Consider the following 23041-nt stretch of genomic DNA (forward strand, 5'->3'; position numbering starts at 1 on the left):
AAGAACTATAACATTTACAAACCCCGTCATAGTTCTCTTTATTTTAAAAACATAAAGTAATTGATTAATTTGTCTAGTTCTTGACTCAATGCCAATACTTTTTCATGTTGAATTCCATAATCCGATACTAAATATAAAAGTTCTTCTTTTTTTATTTCAATTACTTTTTCCAATTTCGCTAATTCCATGTCGTTTTACATCTCTCCAAAAATAAAATGTATGTATTTCAGTATAGCCTACTTACATAATTAGTAAAAGTAAAATACGCATGTAAAATCTTACATATTTGAAAAAATAATATACTACTAACAAAAAAGAAACTAGATTAAACTTCCTTTTACAGATTATTGACGTTCATTAAGAATGAATAACATACCGGAATTTTTCTAATGTGATATCTTTATAATTTGGAGCTCTCTGTATATGATTAAAATAACTATATGAGAATTTAAATACATGACCAAAATCCCAATCGAATTCACTATAGTCTTTTATCCAAAATATATTTTCAGTTGGTAAAATATTTGCACGTTTAGATTGAATTAAAGGTAATCGATCTATAGGTGAGTGTAAAGTTATTTCCGTATTCAGCTTGAGCTTTTGGCTAGCTCTTAGTACGTATACTAGTTTTAAAAGCGGACGTATCCCTCGTTGAAATATATCTATATGTCCTAAATCGTACATTATATTAATTGCGTGGGAGTATGTAAGCAAATGCCCAATTAAATCATGATGTGATTCCGCTCGATAAATACTATTAAATTTCGATAACTCATTTAAAATGAACTGAGATACTTGTGTTGGATTACTCAATTCACTTTGTATCTCATCTTCAAAACTTAATTGTTTTACTTCTTTCGTCGTATAACCAATCCACGATCTACCTGGAATTGTTTTTCGAAATGATAAAATAAGAGTAGTAATCCCTTCAATTGCTTGATTATCACCCCATTTTTGTAGCTCTTTTATAGCTAATAAACTTAATGATGCATAAATGACGTTATGCCCCACCCAATGAAGCTCATCAATCGTTTGTTCTAAAGATTTTATAATCATATTCTCCGCAATCTGAAAATCTATTTCTTTTTTATCATCAATCATCTCACCAATTTTTTTCTTGCTTAGCATCATCCTTGTTTGCGAATACATATTACGAGCTGTTTCTTCATCAATATTATTATCTTTCATAAAAAAATAACTAGCAATTGCAGCTGCTCCAAAATGCGCATGCCAAATATCATTTGTTTCTTTTTTACATTGAGAAATAATTGAAAGGCCGCCTTTTAAAATACTTTTGTTTTCCATTTTCTTTCTCCCCTAATAAAAATCACTATATTTTCATCCTAAAGATGGTGTCAGTACAAATAAAATGTGATTCGATTCATCACTTTTATTCAAAAATCGATGCTTCACATTCGGTGGAATACGTACAACATCGCCTTCTTCTAAAAAATATTCTTTTCCCTCCAATTCCACATACACTTCCCCTTTCATAACAACAGCAATTTCTTCCTTATCTTCATGGGAATAATGGCTTTCTGTTGTGTTTGCTTGTTTATTTAAATCCATCATTAGCATTTCAATACGTGCTTTCATAAAATCAGGTGTTAATACATCATATACAATGTGATTATTGTTTTCCCGATATACTTTTTTTCGATCTTTTTTCTTAGAAATGAGCGAATCTGTATCAATATCGTTAATAAAAAGTGTAAACAGCGGTACATTTAATGCTTTTGCAATTAATTCCAAAACATTTAAAGAAGGGTTAGCATGTCCTCTTTCAATTTGGCTAATTAACGACGTACTAATCCCTGCATAATCAGCGAATTCACGAATTGTCATATTATTTTTCTTACGATAACTTAATACTGTTTGTCCAAGCCTATCATGTACCATAGTAAAACTTCCTTTCGTCCATCATAATGCATGTTTCGTTGTCTTTGTGCTGACATACTAAACAAAGGCAAATAACCCTTCCCTATTATCTCCGGGACTTATATACTTACCTTTGTACATTATATCGCATTAAGTTTATTATAATAAACATTCTATCGGAGGGACAAACTTTGAAATCACCTATTCTTTCATATTGCATCTTATTTTTTGGTGTATTCGCCTTATCAACTTCAGCTATTTTTGTAAAATTGGCAGATGCTCCTGCGACAATCATTGCTTTTTACCGATTATTCTTTGCCACACTAATTCTGTTACCGTTATTACTATTTAATAAAAATAGTCGAAATGAGCTAAAAAATTTAACGAAAAAACAATGGGTATTCGGATTCATATCTGGGCTATTTTTAGCTGCACATTATGTACTATGGTTTGAATCATTACAATATACTTCTGTAGCAAGCTCTACAGTTATCGTAACGCTACAACCTTTATTCTCAATGATTGGTGGTTATTTTTTATTTAAGGAGAGATTTACGAAAGGAGCAGTTATTGGTTGCCTCATCGCTATTTCAGGTAGTATCATCATTGGCTGGCAAGATTTCCAAATTAGCGGAGAAGCTTTATATGGAGATATTTTAGCATTTATCGCTGCCGGTATCATTACTGCTTATTTTTTCATTAGCCAACACGTTCGTAAAGATTTAGCACTTATACCATATTCGGTAATTAGTTATGGAAGTAGTGCTGGCTTTCTTGGCATATTTGCTTTCACGCAACAAGAATCTTTCATCCATTACTCTACACAAACTTGGTTGTGCTTTATTGGATTAGCTTTCATTGCTACAATTTTAGGACAAACCATTTTTAATTGGTTATTAAAATGGATGAGTGCTACTGTAATTTCAATGAGTATTTTAGGAGAAACAATTGGAACTTGTATACTAGCGTACTTTATATTACATGAGACCATTTCTTTACAACAAGGACTAGGAATTACCGTTATTTTTATTGGTTTAGTATTATTTTTATTACAGCCAAGTTCTAATAAAAAAGCATGACAGTATACTGTCATGCTTTTAACTATTCATTATGTACAATTAAACCATCCGGTCTAAAACGACTCATCATAATTTCATTAATAAACTTTCCATGAGCTTTCAAATTCCCTATCTTTACTCCCTCTTCTACAAATCCAAATTTTTCATATAAAGCTTTTGCTTTTGGATTCGTTTCTAACACACCTAGTTCTACTCTCTCTAACATTAACCAATTATCAGCCAGATCAAGCATCTTCGTAAGAAGTGCTTTCCCAATTCCTTTATTATGATATTCACTGTCTACCCCAATGAATAAATCACCTGAATGAGATCTTCGGCCCTGGCTTTGTGTTAAACCTACAAACCCAACAACTTCTCTATCATATTCTGCAACAAATTCAAATTGATTTGGTGCTAAATTTCGAATTCTATTTTCCATAGCGTCTACACGCATGCTAGGTAAGAAAATCATATACGGTAAAACGTCATCTTGTATACATATACGATGAATTGCTCTAGCATCTTGTATTTCTACCGCTCTAACGTTAATCCCCATCTTTCTCTCCTCCATATAAATAACAATATATTTGTGGTGTATTCTAGAAACGATCATGAATGACCTTCTCATCCGTATTTCTTTGTGTCATTTTTACATAATTATTTCGATATAATACTTAACTTCCAAAAAGATTAACAACTATATGGATATGGTTAACTTTTCACCTTGTTATATAAATTAAGCAAATTTTCAATCGGAATGCCATTTAGTTTCATACCGACTATATCACAATTTTCTATTTCAATATTTTTCAGATTACTATCACTTATGGTACTACCTTCCAAATCACATTTATTGAATAAAATAGGTTCCTTCTCATCTCCGAGACTTGTATTTTTAAATTGTACTCCACCTAAAGTCACCAAATTAAATTTACTGCCAGAAAGATTTAAATCTGCATATGATGACCATCTAAAATTTATATTTCTAAACTTTGATTGACTTACATTACAATTACTCATATTCATATTCATTATATTGCTACCAACAAATGAACTGTTTTTTAAATTCACTTGATAATACTCTGTATTTGCTAAATTACAGTTTTCGTATTGACTATTTTTCATATCTTTATTTGTAACTACACTCTCTTTGTTTGAGCTTGTTTTTATTCTTTTCACGTAACAATACTCATCTTCCGACTCAAAAATCATTTGGTAACCCATCTTTTTATAAAAGTGATGATTATTAATTTGTCTACTAGATGTTTCGAGATCCCAAATCTTTATGTTTGGATATTCCTTTTCTATTAATTTCATAACATGTGATCCAATTCCTTTTCCTTGATAAACAGGATCTACAAAAATACGATCAATTCGACCGTACGACTTACCAGAAATCGTAACTATTATCCCTCCGATTATTTCTTTATCCGTTACAACTTTGAAAGAATCCAATTCTTCAATGGAATATTCCATCATTTCAACTGAAGAATATCCTGGCGGTTGAATGTTATAATCCATGACATCATCTTGGCCGTATAGCCATTGTTTTGCTTCTGCATCAAATGTTCTTTTCATTATTTCTGTTAATTTCTCAGCATCTAAAATTGTAGTTTTTTCTATAGATATCATTGTTGTTTTCCCCTTCATTATTACAAACCAATAATTTTTGTGAATGCCATAATTATCAATTCACTTTTGTTTTTAATGCTTTTCCCATTATTACATATGGAACATCATTTTTACTTGGATGAAATGGCTCCAATACATTTATCCAATCTAATCTTTCATATAACGAATGTGCTTTTTCATTGTTTATTTGTGTTGTTAAAACACTCGTTCTATTTGAAACCCCTTCTAGTAATTTATTATGTAATTTCGTTCCAAGACCTTTATTTTGATATTGTGGGTGAACTGCTAACTCTACAAATTCAAAACAATCTTGCAACCATTCGTCTACTTGCTCTAGATGTAACGCTTCTCTCATTAATTGATTATAGTACTGTCCCTCCATTGAGCGATAACCATAAGTAAAACCAACTACTTCATTTTCATCATTTATTGCTACTATACCTTTAAAACCTGTATATTCTATATGCCTATTCATTCGCTTGATCATTTCATTGAAATTTGTTTTCTCAAATACTTTACAATACAAATTTGCCATATTCCCAATTAGGACCTCATTTTTTTCAATGCTTACGAATTTCACTTTATTCCCCCCCTATTAAAACATTTATATCCTTATTTTTTCAAAACTAAGAAAATTAACACTAATCATTCTCTTTACTATTAAACTACAAATCACCCTACATTTTCCACAGTTACTTAGTATTAATGAATAATAAAAAGAGACCATGTAATATAAACATGTTCTCTTCTTTTATTCATTTTCAATTTTATCCCGCTATTTGCCGGGCAGTAAGACAGACCCCCACCTCAAAATTCAGCGAAAGCAAAGAAGTTAGGTGGGGGATCAATTGCCCGTAAAAGCCCGATTGGTGAGGACTGATTAAAGTTTCACTTTATATAATTAAAAATTAGATATTACTTAAGCCAATCGTTGCAAGTATTACTTAACTGCTGTAAATCTTCTATAAATTTACTCGCATCATATCCATCACAAACCGAATGATGTACTTGCAATGAAACTGGTAGCATAACCTTGTTTCCTTCGTTAAAATATTTCCCACAAGTTATAATTGGCAATAGAAAATTTTCATCATTATTAATATTAAGATTAAATCCAGTAAAACTAGTCCAAGGTATGCTAGAAATCGGAAATACATTAGGCGGAATATTTTCTTTTGTGAAAAGACCATGAACACTAGCATAGCATCTCATATCGTCTTCATAATTTTTATAGAAAGTGCGGAAATAACTTGAATAATCCGTCCATATACTTGAAAAAGACTTATCATCTTTATGAAAGATTGTATAACTCGGGATCATTTCCTCCCAATAGCCTAAAACTCCTTCATCGTTAAAACATGTTCGAAATTTTTTATGATTATTTACTATTCTAGAAATTAAATATATAAAAACGGGATAAAATTTTATTCCCTTTTGATATACTTCCTCTAATAACATCGTGATATCAACATTCACAGTCATACTAAATGTACATTTCAACTTTAAATAATGCTCAAAATACTGCTCTCTATTCCAATCTTCTCTATCAATTACATGAAACTTCATTCTAATAGCCTCCTAAAATTTTCTTTTTATTTTAGAAGGCTAATTCCCTTGCTTTCACCATAATTGTTCACTCCTAACAGTGTACATTTCACCCTAATTATTTATTTAATTATATAACATATGTAAGAATCAATTCACATATTTCTGGAAATCCATCCACATACTATAGATAAATCAAATGAAATTGGGAGGATACATACATGAATAACAAAAATATGAATAAAAAAGAAAATGTTACTGAAAACACTACATCTATTCAAAATAATAATACTGCAAACCTTACTATCGAAGAACAAGCAATGAACGGCTTATATGGAATGCCCGAAACAACAATTGAAGATGCTGATCACGCTGCAGCTGATGATTTGACTTCAAAAAATTAATTAACTAAATTGAAAAAAGCCAAGGAAAATATCCTTGGCTTTTTTAACTATGCATCCACCTTTTGTATTTCTTCACTCTTTCTTGAAAGTTTACCTGGCCAAAAAGCAAATCGGCCTAAAACTACTGTAATTGCGGGTACAAGTAACGGTCTTACGATAAACGTATCTAGTAATACGCCAATTGCAGTTACAATACCAAATTGAACTAATACTTGAATTGGAAGTGTACCTAACACTGCAAAAGTTCCTGCTAAAATTAAACCTGCCGATGTAATAACACTACCTGTTTGTATTACACCATTTTTTACTGCATCCAAGTGATTTTGTGTCTTTCTGTTTTTCCATATTTCTGAAACCATAAAGATATTATAATCTTCACCTAAAGCAACTAAAAATACGAATGCGTACAACGGTATCGCACCTTGAATGGCCGGCGCACCCATACCGTAATGAAGTAATATCCATCCTGCTCCTAACGCTGAGAAGAATGATAAAACGACAGTTACAATTAAATAAATCATCGCAACAACCGATCGTAAGTAGACAAGTAATAGTAAAGCGATAATGCTAATCATTACTGGAATAATTACTGATTCATCACGTTCCGTAATTTGCTTTGTATCATATAATGAAGCTGTTTCCCCACCAATCCATAATTGATCTTTAGCATTACTAATCCCAGCATCTTTTAATACTTTTTCTACACTACTTTTCAATTTAGGAATTTGATCTAACGCTTCAATTGAGTATGGATTTTCCGCTAAAGAAACTTCATACATTTGTATTTGCTTATTTTCTTTTCCCTCTTTTGGCTCTTTCACTGTATTTACGAAAGAAAATTTCTCTAGTTCTTGTTTAATAGGAAGCTCTTTTCCTTTCGTATCAACAACAACTTTTACTGGTGCTAGTTCACCAGCTGAGAAATGATCACTAATTAACGTAAACCCTTCACGAGAAGGCATATCCTTTGGAAACGACTCTAGTAAATCATATGTGTATTGAATACGTGGTACGAATGAAGCCAATCCGCCTAATACAAATACAGTTACCATAATTATTGTCCACGGTCTTCGTACTACAATATCTCCAAGTTTTTTACTAAAGGAGCCTTTTGATTTTTCAACTTTTACAGCTCTCTTTTTCTTTCTTGCAAACTCCTCATTCATTGAAGTTGTTCTCGGTATAAACGGGAAAAATGCAATCCTACCGAAAATTAATAATAGTGCTGGTAAAATTGTTAAAGCCGCGATTCCCATTATAAATACAGCAACACTAAATGGTACTGCAAATCGATGAAAGGCACCATAATGAGCAAGTAATAATGTTCCTAATCCAAGTACAACAGTTAACGCACTCATTATAATTGCACCGCCAGAAGCTTTAATCGCAAGTTGCAATGCTTTATATTTACTTTCTTCTTCTAACAAGTACTCTCTATATCTCGAAATTAAAAATAGACAATAGTCCGTTCCAGCGCCAAACAATAATACTGTCATAATTGATATCGCTTGGGCATCTACTTTAATCCATCCGTGATCAGCTAAAAAACCGAGTGTAGGACTAATAATACCGTATGCAAAGCCAACAACAAGTATAGGTAAAATTGCTAAAATTGGCGAACGGTAAAGCAAAATTAATAAGACCAAGACTAATAATACAGTAGCCACTAACAATTTCACATCTGCTTGACTAAATAAACTAACTGCATCCGTTTGAATACCTACAGGTCCTGATAATCGAACATGTAAACCAGATTCACTTATTTTTTGTTTAAATGGATCTTCATCCACCTTACTATTCACTATTTTTCTAAACTCTTCAAGATTTCCTTTTAATATATCTGTACCAGCAGATTTATTAAAGAATACCGGTGTAACAAATGATGTAGCATCTTTTGATGCACTTTTTGATAATACTTGCTCTGGGATTGTATCAAATGGTGGTAACGTTGATTGTTCTTTTAAAGGACTAGCTTTTAACTCTTTATAAACATCTTGTATGAGTTTATAATCCTGTAACTGTAATCCACCATCTCTATACCATACTACTAACAACGGATTCCCTGCATTATTCGGAAACTCTTTTTTCATAAGCGCTTCCGCTTGCTGTGACATAGCTGTTTCAGGTAAATTTTTCGGATTCGGTTCTTTCATACTGTTCACTTGTGGTAACGTAAATGAAAGTAATAATGTAATAAGAACCCACACCGATAAAGTGATCCATTGTGTATTTCTCCCTGCTACAAGCCTCCCTAACATATGTAACGGGTGCTTTTTCATAAAAACCCACCTTCCTTTTTTCCTCCATTATTAATTATATATACTGGTCGGTTAATTAATCAAGAATGATTGAAAATTATGTTATAATTATCTCAATCATAAATGTCAGGAGCGAATGTATTTGGAACAAAAACAACGTCCTCTCGGAAGGCCGCGTCAAAATAAAAATACAAAATCTACAAAAGCAACCATTTTAGAAGTGGCAACCCGCTTATTTCTTATGCAAAATTATCAAGTCGTTTCTATGGATGAGGTCGCAAAAGTTTGTGGTGTTACGAAAGCAACTGTCTACTATTACTATTCGACAAAAGCCGATTTATTTACCGCTACTATGATCGAAATGATGGTACGTATACGTGAGAATATGTCTCAAATACTCTCTACAAACAAAACGTTAGAAGAAAGATTATTAGACTTCGCTAAAGTTTACTTACACGCAACGATGGATATTGATATGAAAAATTTTATGAAAGATGCAAAACTGTCGTTATCTGAAGAACAATTGAAAGAATTAAAAAATGCTGAAGATAATATGTATGAAGTACTAGAAAAAGCACTCGATAATGCGATGCACATCGGAGAAATTCCGAAAGGAAACGCTAAATTTGCGGCTCATGCTTTCGTATCTTTATTATCAATTGGGAATTTTAAAGATGAAAATCATAATCCTATTCTTGCAAATATAGATGAATTAGCAGAAGAAATTGTTTCGTTTTATTGGAACGGTCTAGGTCATTCATATTAAATAGATTTCCTTTAATAAAAAAGCATGTTTGAATTTTTTCAAACATGCTTTTTTATCATTTAAGTGTTTTATTTATATATCAACAATTAGACTACACTTTAGCATCCATTATTAAAAAATTATTATCTTTACCTTTTACAAATTTTGAAGCTGAATCTTTATATTCCCCTTACTTAATCCCCCATGGTAACAAACTACAGATTCAATATCTAGATTTAAATACTTCTTCAAAGACTGTCGTGCTTCCATAATATTTATAGTTGTTGGGGCATGAATTCCTCCTAACATCCCATTCACACTATACATAGAGTCTCCTGCAATAAGAATTTTACTTTGTTTCAAATATAAACTAATATGACCCGGAGTATGCCCTGAAGTATGAAGAATTAGTATTCCACCGCAATACGGAAGTTCTTGCCCGTCAATCACAGTATCACTCACTTTTCCTTTTGGTCGGTTCTCTATATTTCCGTCCTTCAATAAAGGTAAATCCCCCTCGATATATGGCTTATCTAGTTCGTGCGCATAAACTTTAATATTACTTCGACAGCGCTGCAACAACTCTGGAAGACTACCTATATGATCAATATCCTGATGCGTCAAAATCACGACTTTTAACTTATCAAATGATACCCCAACCTTTTCCATCTCTACTTGTATATCTTCAATTTGCCCTGGGAAACCCGTATCTATTAATACTGCCATTTCATCATCCCATAAAAGAATTGGATGAATAACAAATTCTTGAAATTCAAGTTGTAACATTTCTATCCCTTTAGCAATCTCCATATAGCCATTCTCCTTTATGTTGAAGTTTGAAAATATGTACGAGTAAACTGAAAATATAAAGTGAAACTTTAATCTGTGGGGTTTTACTACCCGGCAAATAGCGGGATAAAGCACTTCTATCTTATAATATGTTTTGTCATCCCAATAGAGAATGCTTCAAACCCTATAGATTCATAGTAAGATTGCAATTTTTCTACACACATAAGTTGTGGAATAACCTTATTTTGTTCACAGTGCTGGATTAATCGTTCCACTATTTCTTTCCCAATACCAATGGACTGATATTTTGGCAATACACATACACCACAAATAACGCCTGTTATTACTCCATCGGATATAACACGCCCCATCCCAATTAATTGTTCCTCTTTAAATGCATATATTGCATACCAACTTTGTGTACACATTCGTTCTAACTCGTTAACCGTTAATTTAAGAGAATTCCATTCTAAAGATTCGTATAAGGATAATAATCCATTAAAATCTGTAGGATGTTCACTTGTGTAGCGTATACTATTTTCCATGTAAATACTCCCTATTCTCTGGCTTGTTTATATTTCATAAAATTCCCATTACACAAATCTGATCGATGTAAAAATAACTAGAACAAACTTCAATAAGAAAGATAGAATTCCTTCTCAACATAAAATAAAAAGAAGTTATCTCACTTAAGATAACTTCTTTTATATAAGACTCTCATTATATTATCAACCAAAAAATATACAACTGCATACGATTAGCACAAACAAAACTAATAAACCATTCGAGAAATAACCCATTGAAAACTACCCCTTTATTAAATTATGTAAAAGATTTTATCATAAAATGATTTACAACTTAATAACTGAAAAAGACATTGTATTCATTAGTTATATATGTTTAGTAATATTTTATATTCGGTTATATTCTCGTTCCCTAAAACCACTTCTCGCACCTTCATAATTCAGTCCACATAAATTCAAAAAAACAGTTATTAGTAAACGTTAATTTACTATAAATAGTAATTTCAATTGATTTATAGTGAATTTAGTAATAAAATAATAACTAAACTCATAAAGGAATCAAAAACAATGAACCAAAACGAATTATTAAACGAATACATGAATTTATTATTAAATATGTCAGGTACTTTTAAATTACTATCGGAGAAATCCTCAGAATTTACACATTTAGAACAACACGTAGTAGAGTATATCGCCCAGCAAAAGGTGCCTGTAAACTTAAAAATGATTGCTAGTTATTTAAACATCCCTAAACAACAATTAAGTGTAACAGTGCGTAACTTAGAACAAAACGGATACATCATAAAAAAGCAAGATATGGTAGACAAAAGAGCTATATTAATCTCTCTGACAGAAAAAGCTGAAAAAGTACATTATGAGAGATGGAAACAAATATATAATAATTTCACAGTAAACCTCGAAAAGTTATCTGAAGAAGATAGGCGGGATTTAACTTATGGACTATATAAAACAAATACAATGCTCTCAAAAATGTTAAATAACGACTAAATATATTGTTTATTATTAAACGGAGGATGTTTCATGGTTAAAGAATTAGATTTGCAATCTGTACAAGGTACAATGCTTATTCCACTATGGGGAAGAGCATATGGCAGTGAGAAAAATAAGGATATTTTAGATGATATAGAAGCTATTCGAATTATTAAAGAATGTGATTTTGACTTCTCAACAATAGCAAATACATTTGGCGAATACGGATGTATCACATACATTACACGTGCACGAAAAATTGACGATACGATAAAACAATTTATAATAAAACACCCGAATGCTACTATTGTCAACATCGGTTCCGGACTTGACACTACTTTTTCAAGAATCGATAACGGTACAATACATTGGTACAACCTTGATTTGCCTGATGCAATCTCTTTTCGCAAAACTTTAATTGAAGATACCCCTAGAAACATTAGCATTGCTAAATCATTTTTTGATACTTCTTGGTTTGACGATATAAAATATAATCCAAACGACGGAATTCTTTTTATATCAGCAGGTGTGTTTTATTACTTTAAAGAAGAAGATTTAAAAAAGATCATAGTCGCTATGTCAAAACGTTTCCCTGGAGGAGAATTATATTTTGACGCTGAATCAAAGTTCGCACTGAATCTTTCGAATGCTACTGTAAAGAAATCCGGTAATAACGGTGCTATGATGTATTTTTACGTAAACAATCCAAAATCAATAGAAAAATGGTCCTCTACAATAAAAGTATTAAGCTGCTCCCCTTTTTTTAAAGATATAGCTACAAATAAAGATTGGGATGGTAGTACGCGTATAATGATGAGAATTGTAAACTTAATAAAAATGTTGAAGTTTGTTCATTTACGGTTCAAAAAATAATAAATAAAGAAGAGCTCAATACATTTATACTTAGGTCATAAATGTTAATCTTAATAAAATCAAAGGCAGAAACATAATTGATATGTTCCTGCCTTTTTATTATGAGGTACCGCTACATAGGCATCTGGCTAAGATTTTGAATTACTTCAAAATCAAAAATTTAATCTCACAAGGAATCTCCCTTTTCATTCTATAAACCTATTCGTTTTTACACACCTCTATCCTTGTGCGATTCTAGAATTCTCTTTTGTTATTGGATAGCCGAAAAATTTTATAAAGTGAAACTTTAATCAGTAGGGGTTTTGTTCATCCCCCACTGATTATCAGCCCTCACCAATCGGGTTTTTACGGGCAGCCCGCTCCCCACCTAACTTCTTTGCTTTCGCTGAATTTTCAGGTGGGGGTCTTACTGCCCGTTAATGCGGGATAAAATCTTGCATGCGCTTTACGTGGGAGCTAAAATGTTGAATCTCATCGATTTTCAAATCATGTACACCATCTTGCAACATATATTGAATCACTTACTACTATTTAAATGTATATGTTCTGACCATTAACAGCTTTTACCTTTAAATTCTTTAAACCCTATCCTTTCTTATATGAATAGCTTTCTTATTCGAAAATAGATTTTTAAAAATCCCTACTCCCACAATTAATAAGCCTATACCAACTAATTTATTTATTTGTAATGGCATGCTCTCCATTCCAAATAATCCGAATGTATCAATGCATAATGCAACGACCAATTGAGTAATAAGACTAATTAGCACCGTATACGCTGGACCTAAACTCTTTATTGCACCCAATATACAAATAATTAATCCAATGCCAAACAGTCCACTTACATAAAACAAATAATTTGTAGTATACACTTTAATGTTAATACTGTTTTCTGTAATGATATAAAATAGAATAGAACTAATGAGACCTATTCCAAGGACACATGTAGTCGTTAACCACTGTCCTACATTTTCATTTACTTTTGCATTAAAAACAGATTGTAAGCTAATTAATATTCCTGCTAATATAGCTAAACTAAATCCAATCAAAATCTTCCTCTCCCTTTCATTGCTCATATATATTATCTTTAGCGACTTCCTTCATTCTAGAAAAATCTTTAATGACAATAACTCCATTACTTTTTTTAATTAATTTTTCATTATAAAATCTTTGTAATACCCGAATTACGTGCCTATAACTTACCCCTATAAAGTCTGCAATACTTGTTACCGAAGTCGTATCCAAATCACCTTTGTACATATTCCCGTTACTATCTGTTGAAATTGAAAGTAAATAACTAGCTACACGTACTTCTACAGGATAAAGTAAATTAAGAGCAGTAAAACGAGTCGATATTTTTAACGTGTTCGCAATGTTTTCAAGTAAGAACTTCATAAATATAGGATCATGTAATAACTTGTTTCTAATAACCGTATTAGAAATGGAAATTGCTACAACATCTGAACAAGCTTCAACGACATTATGTGCTTTGCTATTTTGAATTAATTCAATATCACCAACAATTGCGAGTGGATTGATAAAGCGAAGGATTAGTTTCTTCCCTTCAGGTGTAATCGTGTAAACTTTTACTTTACCTTTAACAACAAAATATAAACGATTCATTTCGTCATCTATATTGCAAATAAGCTCGCCTTTTTCAAAGTGATTTAATTGAAAATAAGATGTATCTATTTCTGAAAAAATCTCAAGCGTTTTATTGATTTTCAAATAATGCGTAATTAAACCTGATCTATCCTCCATATGCATTTCTCCTTTCATTTACATATTAAATACAACAATACCTATAATCATTACTATTGTTCCCACAATATGATATCTCTCCATCTGTATCTTTTTTATATGAAACAGTCCTTTCATTTCAATAACTGTTGCCGTTAACAATTGAGCAACCATTAGTGTGCCAGCTGTCAATGTAACTCCTAGTGAATATATCGACATAGTTTCTGCACAAATAATGAATCCACCAAATGCACCCGCTACTAAATATACTTTTTTTACACTCTTTAAATCTGTTACTTTCTCTTCTTTCTTTAACAAAAATACAGTTGTTGCAATAATGAATCCAATTAAATGGGTTATAATACTCGTCGACCATATACCGATATGTGAACTAAGTTTCGCATTAAAGGTTCCTTGAAGCGTTATAAATATCCCCGCAAAAACAGCAAATAGAATACCTTTCAAAAAATCATCTCCTCATCCTTTATTTCTGACTTAATTAAAAACCATCATCCTATAATGGCAAAAGGACAAATGTCACATCACTATGAAAATAACTTGGAATGAAAAAAAAACACACCTCAAAAATGCGAGATGTATTTATTCTTATTATTTATATATAATGTTTTATTAATTAGATTACGCTACATTAAAAGATTTCTTTTTCATAACAAACTTTGCAAATAAGAAACGTACAAGCGGTCCCATAATAATTAATTGTAATGGATATGCCATTATGAAATTTTTAATAAAAATCGAAAAATAAATTGAAACAAATGAATCTCCTTGTAGTCCACCATGTAAATACATCATAGCCATACCGAAAAATGACATAAAGAACACCATTCCGATTACCATAGCCGTTGCCATCGCAATGATAATATTTGTTTTCTTAGATTTATCAAACGGTAACATCAATACAATTTTTTTCGCACAAGGTCCAACGATACATATTTCAATTAATAGCGCAATAATAAAGCAAATTAATAGTTCTAATGCAATCTCTTTAATATAAATTGGTCCTCCTGTTTCATTCATTAGTAAATTGTAAAACGTCATTACGATAACCATTCCAAGGCACATCATCATGCCAAATTGGAGGTTTTCCTTTCTTGTTGTTGGCAAATTTCATCATCCTTTCTCTTTGAGTCTTTGTCATTATATCGACATTGGAAACCCCTTCGTAAGTGAACATTTTGTGAACAAATTTAAAACGTTTTCATATATTTTCTTTACTTTCAACTCAAATTCTCACTTTTACTTATAAAGGTTTTATATATTTCAATGTTGAATTACTAAATTTAACATTGCATTACATTATTACTAGGAGGATAACCATGAATGAAGCAGAATTTTACGCATATCACATCGTAACAAGGAAAAAAATGCATATCGGACAAATGATTCCTTTTAACAAAAATCAACAAAATACTCTATATCACTTCTTTTTTGAAAGAGAACAATTAAATGCTAATGGTGAAGATGGCATACAAATTTTAAATAATCACTATAAAAATGACGAATTACATATAAATAATGAAAATGCTACAGTAGTTATGAGTTATATGGATCAAACAATTAGAGCAGTTAGAGAAACAATTGTAGAAATGGTTAGACTACAAGAATTCCCTGAATACCCTTTTATACGCTTCAAAAAGCTACGAAGATGCTTTAAAATGGAAAGCATTATTTGATTCTTACAATCGAGAAGTTTTACAGATTGTTAAACTACGAGTAATCGGAAGTTCTTTTGAAGGTGACGGTAATCTTTTACCGAAAGAAGATGGTATTCCTTTTTCTCAAAAAATCCAACAAGCTAGAGAGTATTGGAAAGGAAATATTAGAAATGAGCTTCCTGAGCTACTGATTAATGGAGAAATTGAAGTGGTGGAAATTATTGATGACTTTTCCTCAATTCATATTTAATTTCTAACTAAATTATATAGGATGGAGATTACAATGAAGAAAAAAGTATACTTCAATCATGATGGCGGCGTAGATGATTTAATTTCATTATTTTTATTACTTCAAATGGAAAACGTTGAACTTACCGGTGTATCTGTTATCCCAGCAGACTGCTATTTAGAACCTGCAATGTCTGCAAGTCGTAAAATTATTGATCGCTTCGGCGAAGGTAATATTGCAGTAGCCGCTTCAAACTCTCGTGGGCAAAATCCGTTTCCGAAAGACTGGCGGATGCATGCATTTTATGTAGATGCTTTACCAATTTTAAATGAGGCTGGAAAAGTTGTAACACCTGTAGCAGCAAAGCCTGCACATCACCATTTAATAGAAACGCTTCTACAAACGGAAGGAAAAACAACTTTATTATTTACCGGGCCCCTAACTGACCTTGCTCGTGCATTATATGAAGCTCCCATAATTGAAGATAAAATTGAACGTCTCGTTTGGATGGGTGGTACATTTCTTACAGCAGGCAATGTACATGAACCAGAGCATGATGGAACAGCTGAGTGGAATTCGTTTTGGGACCCTGAAGCAGTAGCTCGTGTATGGGATGCAAAAATTAAAATCGACTTAGTGACACTAGAAAGTACAAACCAAGTTCCGTTAACTATAGACATACGTGAACAGTGGGCAAAAGAGAGAAAGTATATTGGTGTTGATTTCCTTGGTCAATGTTATGCAATGGTCCCCCCTCTCGTTCACTTCTCAACGAACTCTACCTACTATTTATGGGATGTACTAACTACCGCGCTTGTCGGAAACACTAGCCTTGCAAAAACTGAAACGATTAATAGTATTGTTCATACATATGGACCTAGCCAGGGGCGTACAGAGGAAACTGCTGATGGACGACCTGTAAATGTCGTTTATGATGTAAAACGTGATGTATTCTTTGAATATATTACTGAATTAGCAAAGAAAGCTTCTACTTGAACCACTATCTATACGAAAAATAAATAGAATAAAATCACTTCAGACGATGAACCCCTATATTTAGAATTTGGTTGAAACTACATATTTAACTATTGAAAAGAGTATTGAATTAAATTTCAATACTCTTTTTGTGCAATTTAATTATATTGGATTAATGTAGTGTCTTATTGATTATTCATTTCATAACCATTGACAAAATAAGTTATTGTTTCTAACTCATCTTCATTTAATTCTCTATCTAGTTCTTGTTTATACGCTGCCTTTATCTTCTCTTCATCACCTTTATGAGCTTCTGTATAAGTTCCTACTGTTTTTAACATACGAATCTCTTGTAAAAACTCCTCTCGATTCATCGCTTCTCCATGAGAGAGAATATATGTCTCAGCATCAAATTTCTCTAATTCATCTATCAATTTAAACGTTCTTTTCGTCGTATAGTTCCACTTCGAAGAAAAAATATCTGCATATATACAGTCTCCTAAAAATAATATCTTTTCTTCTTTCACGTAAATAACAACTGAATCATGTGCATGATCTCCACCCACATGTTTTAACACGCATGTCACTTCACCAAGGTCTAATTCAATTTGATCCTGGAACGTGAAAGTTGGAGGAATGATTTTAATATTTCTCGCTTTTTCTTCAAACTCTTTTTTGATGCAATCCGCACAAAATGCAATTTCAGTACCCTCTTTTACGCGTGCGTCCAAAGCTTCATCTGTCCATTCATAAGAAACAAGTGTACTCATCTCTTTTTTCGTTTCAGAATGTGCCATAGACAATGCATCTTGTAGTACAGGCAATCCAAAAATATGATCCCAATGCCAATGGGTTAGTGCTACGAAATCTGGATTCGATACATTTTGTTCTTTTAACATTTCTAAAAATAATTGTGCATGTTCTTCTGAATTCCCTGCATCGATCATTAAAGTTTTTTCTTTTCCAACAACCATTCCTAAGATAGGTCTATCTGTTTCAGAAACAGGTGTCATATACCAAAATGAGTTTCCTATTTTTTTAATTTGTTGCATAACCAATTCCCCTTTTCATTTTCTCACTTAAATTTAATATATAAATTATAACGAATCACTACTTTTTTCTCTATAATCAAACACAATTACTTGGACTAATCTAACTTTCCTTTTCGTAAGCTAAAAATAAGGGAATAGAATCGGAGTGTGATACTATGGAACGTTTATGGATCCCAATGATTGTAACATTTTTTTCGTTCGGTGGATTACTATTAGGAGGTGCTGTTGGAGTAGCAACACGCCAACTCATTGAAGAAAAAATGCATCGTTTATATGCATTATGTGGCGGTATTTTGCTTGGGCTTTTATCCCTTGAAATTATTCCTGAAACATTTTCAAGCTACGAAATGATTGGGCCTATACTTGGTATAGCCATCGGTATTTTAGTTATGAGCTTATTAGATAACTATTGTCATCATCCAATGATACATAAAAAAGATCAACAAGCATGGCAAACTTTCCTTTTTCTCTCTTTCGCTATATTTATTCATAATTTGCCGAGTGGATTTGCATTAGGTACAGCTTTTATAAATCATAATGATTCTGCCATTCCTTTCTTACTTGCAATTGTAATTCACCATATTCCAGAAGGCTTAGCATTAATTATCCCCTTTCTCTTTACAAAGCATAAATATATTTCCTTTTTATTAACGACTTTATTACTTTCTCTTATTCTTGGTACTGGCACAGTTTTTGGCATTTTGATGGAAGGAAAAGCTCTTCACCTGCAAGGCCTCATTATGGGAAGTGCTATTGGTTCACTTGGATATGTCACAATTCATGAAATGCTTTGGAAAGCTAAGAAACAGCTCTCTTTCCTTACATTTCTAATGTGGGCAACTAGTGGTTTTTTACTAATAACATTGTTCACTTTATTCGCTGGTCATCATTAAAGTTGCTAAAGTGAAAATTTTGTGCCTCCCAAACTGATTCTTAGATCACAAATAACCAGATAAATTTTCTTATTTGTATATTTTTCCTTTTTATCCAAAACATAATGTTATCTACCTATTATAAGGAGGAACAATTATGTTTGGAAAAACAGCCGGTGAAGCATTAGTTGATTTATTAATTGACTGGGGAGTAGAACATATATACGGTATGCCTGGTGATTCCATCAATTCTATTATTGAAGCATTAAGAAAAAAACAAGATAAAATTAAATTCATTCAAGTTCGCCATGAAGAGGCTGGTGCATTAGCAGCAGCTGCCTATGCTAAGTTAACAGGAAAACTCGGCGTTTGCATGGCAATCGCAGGACCTGGAGCTATTCATTTATTAAACGGTTTATATGATGCGAAACTCGATAAAGCTCCTGTACTAGCAATTTCAGGTCAAGTAGAAACCGATTTACTCGGAACGGATTTTTTCCAAGAAGTAAACTTGGAAAGAATGTTCGATGATGTCGCGGTTTATAACCAGCGCATTATGTCAGCAGAACAACTACCTGCTGTCGTAAATCAAGCGATTCGAATGGCTTATACGAAAAAAGGTGTATCCGTTCTTACGATTCCTGATGATGTTCCAAAATTCGAAGTGAAAAGTGGTGCTCGTGTTACAAATACTTCCTTTACATTACCTGAGTTATTTCCGCAAGAAGAAGATTTAGATGCAGCGAAACTTGCAATAAATGAAGCGACAAAACCTGTTATTTTAGCTGGAAAAGGAGCAAAACATGCAAGAGAATCTTTACTTGCATTGGCAGAACATATTGGTGCTCCAATCGTACTTACATTACCAGCTAAAGGCGTTATTCCTGATGAACATCCTCTTTGTATTGGTGGATTAGGATTAATCGGAACGAAACCTTCTTATGAAGCAATGAAACATGCGGATACTTTAATTATGGTTGGTACTTCTTATCCGTTCACTGGTTTCTTACCTGAAAAAGCTAAAACAATCCATATCGATACAGATCCTGCCCAAATCGGGAAACGTTATGCAACAGATATTGGCTTAGCTGGTGATGCTGATAAAACATTGCGATGGTTAATTGAAAATGTTGAAAAACACACAGACCATTCCTTCTTAGAACATCATCAAGAAATGATGAAAAAGTGGGAAGAAAAATTACACGATCAAGAAGAAGACTCTTCTATTCCAATTAAACCACAACGCGTTATGCACGCTCTGCAGCAAGTAGCACATGATGACGCAATTCTATCAGTCGATGTCGGAAATGTAACAGTATGGACCGCAAGACACTTCCGTATGACAAACCAGCAATTTGTCATTTCAAGCTGGCTCGCAACACTTGGTTGCGGTTTACCTGGTGCCCTTGCTGGAAAAATTGCATTCCCGGATAAACAAGTATTTGCAGTTTGTGGTGATGGCGGATTTGGAATGACGATGAATGATTTCGTAACAGCTGTAAAATATAAACTACCAATCGTTGTCGTCGTATTAAATAATAATAAAATCGCGATGATTAAATTCGAGCAAGAAGTTATGGGTAATATCGAATTCGAAACAGACTTAACGAACCCTGATTTTGCAAAATATGCAGAGGCGTGTGGAGGTATTGGATACCGTGTTGAGAATTTAGATGAACTACTTCCCGCTTTCGAAAATGCAGTAAAACAAAATAAACCGTGTATTATTGATGTAGTTGTAGATGCTAACGAAGCACCAATGCCAGCAAAAATCACATTTGGTCAAGCCGCTGGTTATACGAAGCATATGATAAAAGAATTATTTGAAGAAGGTAAGATTGATTTACCTCCACTATAAACGAAAAAAGATAGCTGAAAACGATTTGTCTTCAGCTATCTTTCTTTACTTTTGTATCTCCCTATAAAAAGAAAAGTCATTCATAGTTGGTTGTACTTGTTTCTCTACTTGTAATTCTTTATTCTCCCTCTCTGTCCTTCTCACATTTCCTAACTTAATCGCATCTTGCATACTATTACTAATTAAGTTTCCAGCTAAAATTGTCATACTATAAAAAGCAATCGGTATAAGTACAATCCATGTATGAGTAGTTAAGTGGCGGAAGTTTTGACCAATTAGGCCGGTCCATTCTTTTGTTACACTATCTGGATCCATTCCACTGAAGGTTATTGTTCCACCAAAAAATAATTGCAACAAACCAAGGTGTAAAAGAAGTAATAAAGTACTCACAAATTGTTGTGCTACTAATAAAAGAAATGATGGCAACATATGAGGCCATATATGGCGCTTCAACCTCTGCCACTTACTCCCGCCAAGCACAGTGGCTGCCAACATAAATTCTTCTTTCTTAATACGTTTAACTTCTTGCGCTACATACAACATAACTGTTGGTACAGCAAGACATGTAAGAACTATAATTTGAAATGTCACCCGCAAATACAACGGCACAACTTCCGCTCCACTATCAAACGTTAAAACTTCATTTAACATAAAATAAGAAATCATAACCATCGGTACAATACTAAAAGGATCAAAAAAGGATGAGATAACCGGAAAAGATCGCTTACCATACATACCAAGAAGTAACCCAATCCCTCCTCCAACTATAACTCGTAAAGTTGCTATAATTATACTCGCTCCAACTGTCCATTTCGCGCCTTCTATTATTAATTGGACAAGGTCACGGCCTTTCGTATCACTTCCGAACCAAAATTTACTTGATGGCGAAAATGGCGCAGCCTCTAGTTCTCCTTTTTCGTTATACATCATCGTAAGTTCACGAATATTCCCATCGAAAAATAACGTATATCCAATACTAATAATCATTAGTACACTCAGAAAAGTAACACCTATCCAAAATCTCACATCTCTTTTTACAACTTGCCACATGTTACACACGCTCCCTTATAACATTTTGTAAAAGCGTATGTAATATACGAAATAGTATAAAAAGTGGAACGTATAATATAACTAGACTCACTGTAAATATTTCTAATTTAGAATTTTCTTTTACAAAAACAAACATTCCATATGTATTGAAAATCCATTCGATAATATATAAATTGGATAGCATAAATAAAATGTTTGTTTTCGCATAGTAGATTGTTGTCAATAAAACATTCCTTGAAACGTGATGTGTTAAAATATGCTGCAAACTTAGTCCTTTACTCTTCGCAAATATACTATAATCTTTCTCCATTTCTTCTTTAAAACGTAATAACAATAGTTTAATAAATAATAACGTTGTTGGTATTGTAAGACATATAATCGGTAACAATCGTACTCTCTCTTCTCCTAATCCAGCAAGTTTTATTGGCATAAAACCTGTTTTTTGAAAAACAATTACGACAAGAAGTTGTGATAATAAAATAAGTAATATATCCGGTATACTCTCTAGCGTAAGAAAAACTCCATTCCACATTTTTTGCTTCATATGAGAACGCTGCAATACCCAAACAACAAGTACATACGCTATAAGCAAAGATAGTAAAAAAGCTGATAGAAATACAAGCATAGTTTCACTATAATGAATCCATATTTGTGGAAATAATTTCCTCGAGTCTCGAAATCCAAATGTAATTTCCCATGGTCGGAGTAACTTTCCCCCAATAAACACAATCGTGTTCCAAAAACCGATTAAATCAATTTGCAATCCCTTAAATAATCGAGGGAGCGCACCTAAACAGATTATACATAGAATTGCAGCTAATAATTGTAAACAAGTAATCCAACACCACTTGGCAGTTCGCATGAACATAACTATTACCCCTTACCATTCGATA

General features: G+C 32.6%; 25 protein-coding genes and 1 pseudogene. 9 read left to right on the forward strand and 17 right to left on the reverse strand.

Annotation, left to right across the window (positions count from 1 at the left end; all coding sequences use genetic code 11):
- Nucleotides 1–38: 38 nt before the first annotated feature.
- The 3 genes from MR170_RS06425 to MR170_RS06435 form a co-directional block, all read right to left on the reverse strand.
- The gene (locus tag MR170_RS06425) at nt 39–188 is read right to left on the reverse strand and encodes an aspartyl-phosphate phosphatase Spo0E family protein (protein ID WP_000417698.1); all 150 of its coding nucleotides are present in this window, start codon (nt 186–188) and stop codon (nt 39–41) included.
- A 169-nt stretch (nt 189–357) separates the two neighbouring features.
- The gene (locus MR170_RS06430) at nt 358–1305 is read right to left on the reverse strand and encodes a hypothetical protein (RefSeq protein ID WP_048564074.1); all 948 of its coding nucleotides are present in this window, start codon (nt 1303–1305) and stop codon (nt 358–360) included.
- 33 nt (nt 1306–1338) lie between these two features.
- Nucleotides 1339–1899 carry a helix-turn-helix domain-containing protein gene (locus tag MR170_RS06435; protein WP_043938719.1) on the reverse strand — a complete coding sequence of 187 codons (561 nt, stop codon included), beginning with the start codon at nt 1897–1899 and terminating at the stop codon, nt 1339–1341.
- Nucleotides 1900–2069: 170 nt separating this feature from the next.
- Here MR170_RS06435 and MR170_RS06440 point away from each other — a divergent pair, with 170 nt between their 5' ends.
- On the forward strand, nt 2070–2957 hold the full coding sequence (locus MR170_RS06440) for a DMT family transporter (protein WP_043938717.1): 888 nt from the start codon (nt 2070–2072) through the stop codon (nt 2955–2957).
- A gap of 22 nt (nt 2958–2979) precedes the next feature.
- On the opposite strand, the gene MR170_RS06445 is transcribed toward MR170_RS06440, so the two are convergent.
- From MR170_RS06445 to catA, 4 genes are all read right to left on the reverse strand, one after another.
- A complete protein-coding gene (locus tag MR170_RS06445) occupies nt 2980–3492 on the reverse strand; it encodes a GNAT family N-acetyltransferase (RefSeq protein ID WP_048564076.1) in 513 nt (170 codons plus the stop codon).
- 155 nt (nt 3493–3647) lie between these two features.
- A complete protein-coding gene (locus MR170_RS06450) occupies nt 3648–4586 on the reverse strand; it encodes a GNAT family N-acetyltransferase (protein WP_242307780.1) in 939 nt (312 codons plus the stop codon).
- Between the two features lie 37 nt (nt 4587–4623).
- Complete coding sequence (locus MR170_RS06455) at nt 4624–5148, reverse strand: GNAT family N-acetyltransferase (RefSeq protein WP_048564078.1); 525 nt, start codon at nt 5146–5148, stop codon at nt 4624–4626.
- Between the two features lie 335 nt (nt 5149–5483).
- The gene (catA, locus tag MR170_RS06460) at nt 5484–6134 is read right to left on the reverse strand and encodes a type A chloramphenicol O-acetyltransferase (protein ID WP_016081684.1); all 651 of its coding nucleotides are present in this window, start codon (nt 6132–6134) and stop codon (nt 5484–5486) included.
- Nucleotides 6135–6334: 200 nt separating this feature from the next.
- Here catA and MR170_RS06465 point away from each other — a divergent pair, with 200 nt between their 5' ends.
- Complete coding sequence (locus tag MR170_RS06465; RefSeq protein ID WP_001060657.1) at nt 6335–6517, forward strand: DUF4021 domain-containing protein; 183 nt, start codon at nt 6335–6337, stop codon at nt 6515–6517.
- A 47-nt stretch (nt 6518–6564) separates the two neighbouring features.
- Here the strand turns inward: MR170_RS06465 and MR170_RS06470 are convergent, their stop codons facing one another.
- Entirely contained in the window at nt 6565–8796 is a 2232-nt protein-coding gene (locus tag MR170_RS06470) for an MMPL family transporter (protein ID WP_029442271.1), read from the reverse strand.
- A gap of 121 nt (nt 8797–8917) precedes the next feature.
- Between MR170_RS06470 and MR170_RS06475 the strand changes: the two genes are divergently transcribed.
- Nucleotides 8918–9541: a TetR/AcrR family transcriptional regulator gene (locus tag MR170_RS06475; RefSeq protein ID WP_242307781.1), complete on the forward strand. Its 624-nt coding sequence runs from the start codon at nt 8918–8920 to the stop codon at nt 9539–9541.
- A gap of 135 nt (nt 9542–9676) precedes the next feature.
- Here MR170_RS06475 and MR170_RS06480 read toward each other — a convergent pair whose 3' ends face one another.
- Together MR170_RS06480 and MR170_RS06485 are read right to left on the reverse strand one after the other, a co-directional pair.
- Nucleotides 9677–10330, reverse strand: a complete 654-nt coding sequence (locus MR170_RS06480; protein ID WP_029442269.1) for an MBL fold metallo-hydrolase — start codon at nt 10328–10330, stop codon at nt 9677–9679.
- 116 nt (nt 10331–10446) lie between these two features.
- Nucleotides 10447–10854 (reverse strand): GNAT family N-acetyltransferase, encoded by a 408-nt coding sequence (locus tag MR170_RS06485; protein WP_048564081.1) that lies wholly within the window; start codon nt 10852–10854, stop codon nt 10447–10449.
- Nucleotides 10855–11400: 546 nt separating this feature from the next.
- Between MR170_RS06485 and MR170_RS06490 the strand changes: the two genes are divergently transcribed.
- A complete protein-coding gene (locus MR170_RS06490; RefSeq protein WP_016081689.1) occupies nt 11401–11841 on the forward strand; it encodes a MarR family winged helix-turn-helix transcriptional regulator in 441 nt (146 codons plus the stop codon).
- Nucleotides 11842–11874: 33 nt separating this feature from the next.
- Complete coding sequence (locus tag MR170_RS06495) at nt 11875–12696, forward strand: class I SAM-dependent methyltransferase (RefSeq protein ID WP_016081690.1); 822 nt, start codon at nt 11875–11877, stop codon at nt 12694–12696.
- 578 nt (nt 12697–13274) lie between these two features.
- On the opposite strand, the gene MR170_RS06500 is transcribed toward MR170_RS06495, so the two are convergent.
- The 4 genes from MR170_RS06500 to MR170_RS06515 all read right to left on the reverse strand — a co-directional run bounded on the left by MR170_RS06500 (nt 13275) and on the right by MR170_RS06515 (nt 15561).
- Nucleotides 13275–13745, reverse strand: coding sequence for a DMT family transporter (locus tag MR170_RS06500; RefSeq protein ID WP_029442268.1), 471 nt, complete (start codon nt 13743–13745; stop codon nt 13275–13277).
- A gap of 16 nt (nt 13746–13761) precedes the next feature.
- Entirely contained in the window at nt 13762–14457 is a 696-nt protein-coding gene (locus MR170_RS06505) for a Crp/Fnr family transcriptional regulator (protein WP_242307782.1), read from the reverse strand.
- 18 nt (nt 14458–14475) lie between these two features.
- A complete protein-coding gene (locus MR170_RS06510) occupies nt 14476–14901 on the reverse strand; it encodes a DMT family transporter (RefSeq protein WP_050843495.1) in 426 nt (141 codons plus the stop codon).
- A 174-nt stretch (nt 14902–15075) separates the two neighbouring features.
- Nucleotides 15076–15561, reverse strand: coding sequence for a DUF2798 domain-containing protein (locus MR170_RS06515; RefSeq protein ID WP_242307783.1), 486 nt, complete (start codon nt 15559–15561; stop codon nt 15076–15078).
- Between the two features lie 212 nt (nt 15562–15773).
- Here MR170_RS06515 and MR170_RS06520 point away from each other — a divergent pair.
- Nucleotides 15774–16362, forward strand: a pseudogene (locus tag MR170_RS06520) (DUF2441 domain-containing protein).
- A 21-nt stretch (nt 16363–16383) separates the two neighbouring features.
- Entirely contained in the window at nt 16384–17337 is a 954-nt protein-coding gene (locus MR170_RS06525; protein ID WP_080681762.1) for a nucleoside hydrolase, read from the forward strand.
- 164 nt (nt 17338–17501) lie between these two features.
- Here the strand turns inward: MR170_RS06525 and MR170_RS06530 are convergent, their stop codons facing one another.
- Nucleotides 17502–18368, reverse strand: coding sequence for an MBL fold metallo-hydrolase (locus MR170_RS06530; protein ID WP_242307784.1), 867 nt, complete (start codon nt 18366–18368; stop codon nt 17502–17504).
- Nucleotides 18369–18523: 155 nt separating this feature from the next.
- On the opposite strand from MR170_RS06530, the gene MR170_RS06535 reads away from it, so the two are divergent.
- Both MR170_RS06535 and MR170_RS06540 read left to right on the forward strand, forming a co-directional pair.
- The gene (locus MR170_RS06535; protein ID WP_016081698.1) at nt 18524–19261 is read left to right on the forward strand and encodes a ZIP family metal transporter; all 738 of its coding nucleotides are present in this window, start codon (nt 18524–18526) and stop codon (nt 19259–19261) included.
- A gap of 136 nt (nt 19262–19397) precedes the next feature.
- Nucleotides 19398–21098 carry a pyruvate oxidase gene (locus MR170_RS06540; protein ID WP_016081699.1) on the forward strand — a complete coding sequence of 567 codons (1701 nt, stop codon included), beginning with the start codon at nt 19398–19400 and terminating at the stop codon, nt 21096–21098.
- 45 nt (nt 21099–21143) lie between these two features.
- Here the strand turns inward: MR170_RS06540 and MR170_RS06545 are convergent, their stop codons facing one another.
- Nucleotides 21144–22148: an ABC transporter permease subunit gene (locus tag MR170_RS06545; RefSeq protein WP_242307786.1), complete on the reverse strand. Its 1005-nt coding sequence runs from the start codon at nt 22146–22148 to the stop codon at nt 21144–21146.
- A gap of 1 nt (nt 22149) precedes the next feature.
- The gene (locus MR170_RS06550; RefSeq protein WP_016081701.1) at nt 22150–23016 is read right to left on the reverse strand and encodes an ABC transporter permease subunit; all 867 of its coding nucleotides are present in this window, start codon (nt 23014–23016) and stop codon (nt 22150–22152) included.
- Between the last annotated feature and the right edge of the window lie 25 nt (nt 23017–23041).

It is taken from the genome of Bacillus cereus group sp. BfR-BA-01524 (assembly GCF_022662595.1).
GTDB classification, from domain to species: Bacteria; Bacillota; Bacilli; order Bacillales; family Bacillaceae_G; genus Bacillus_A; species Bacillus_A thuringiensis_S.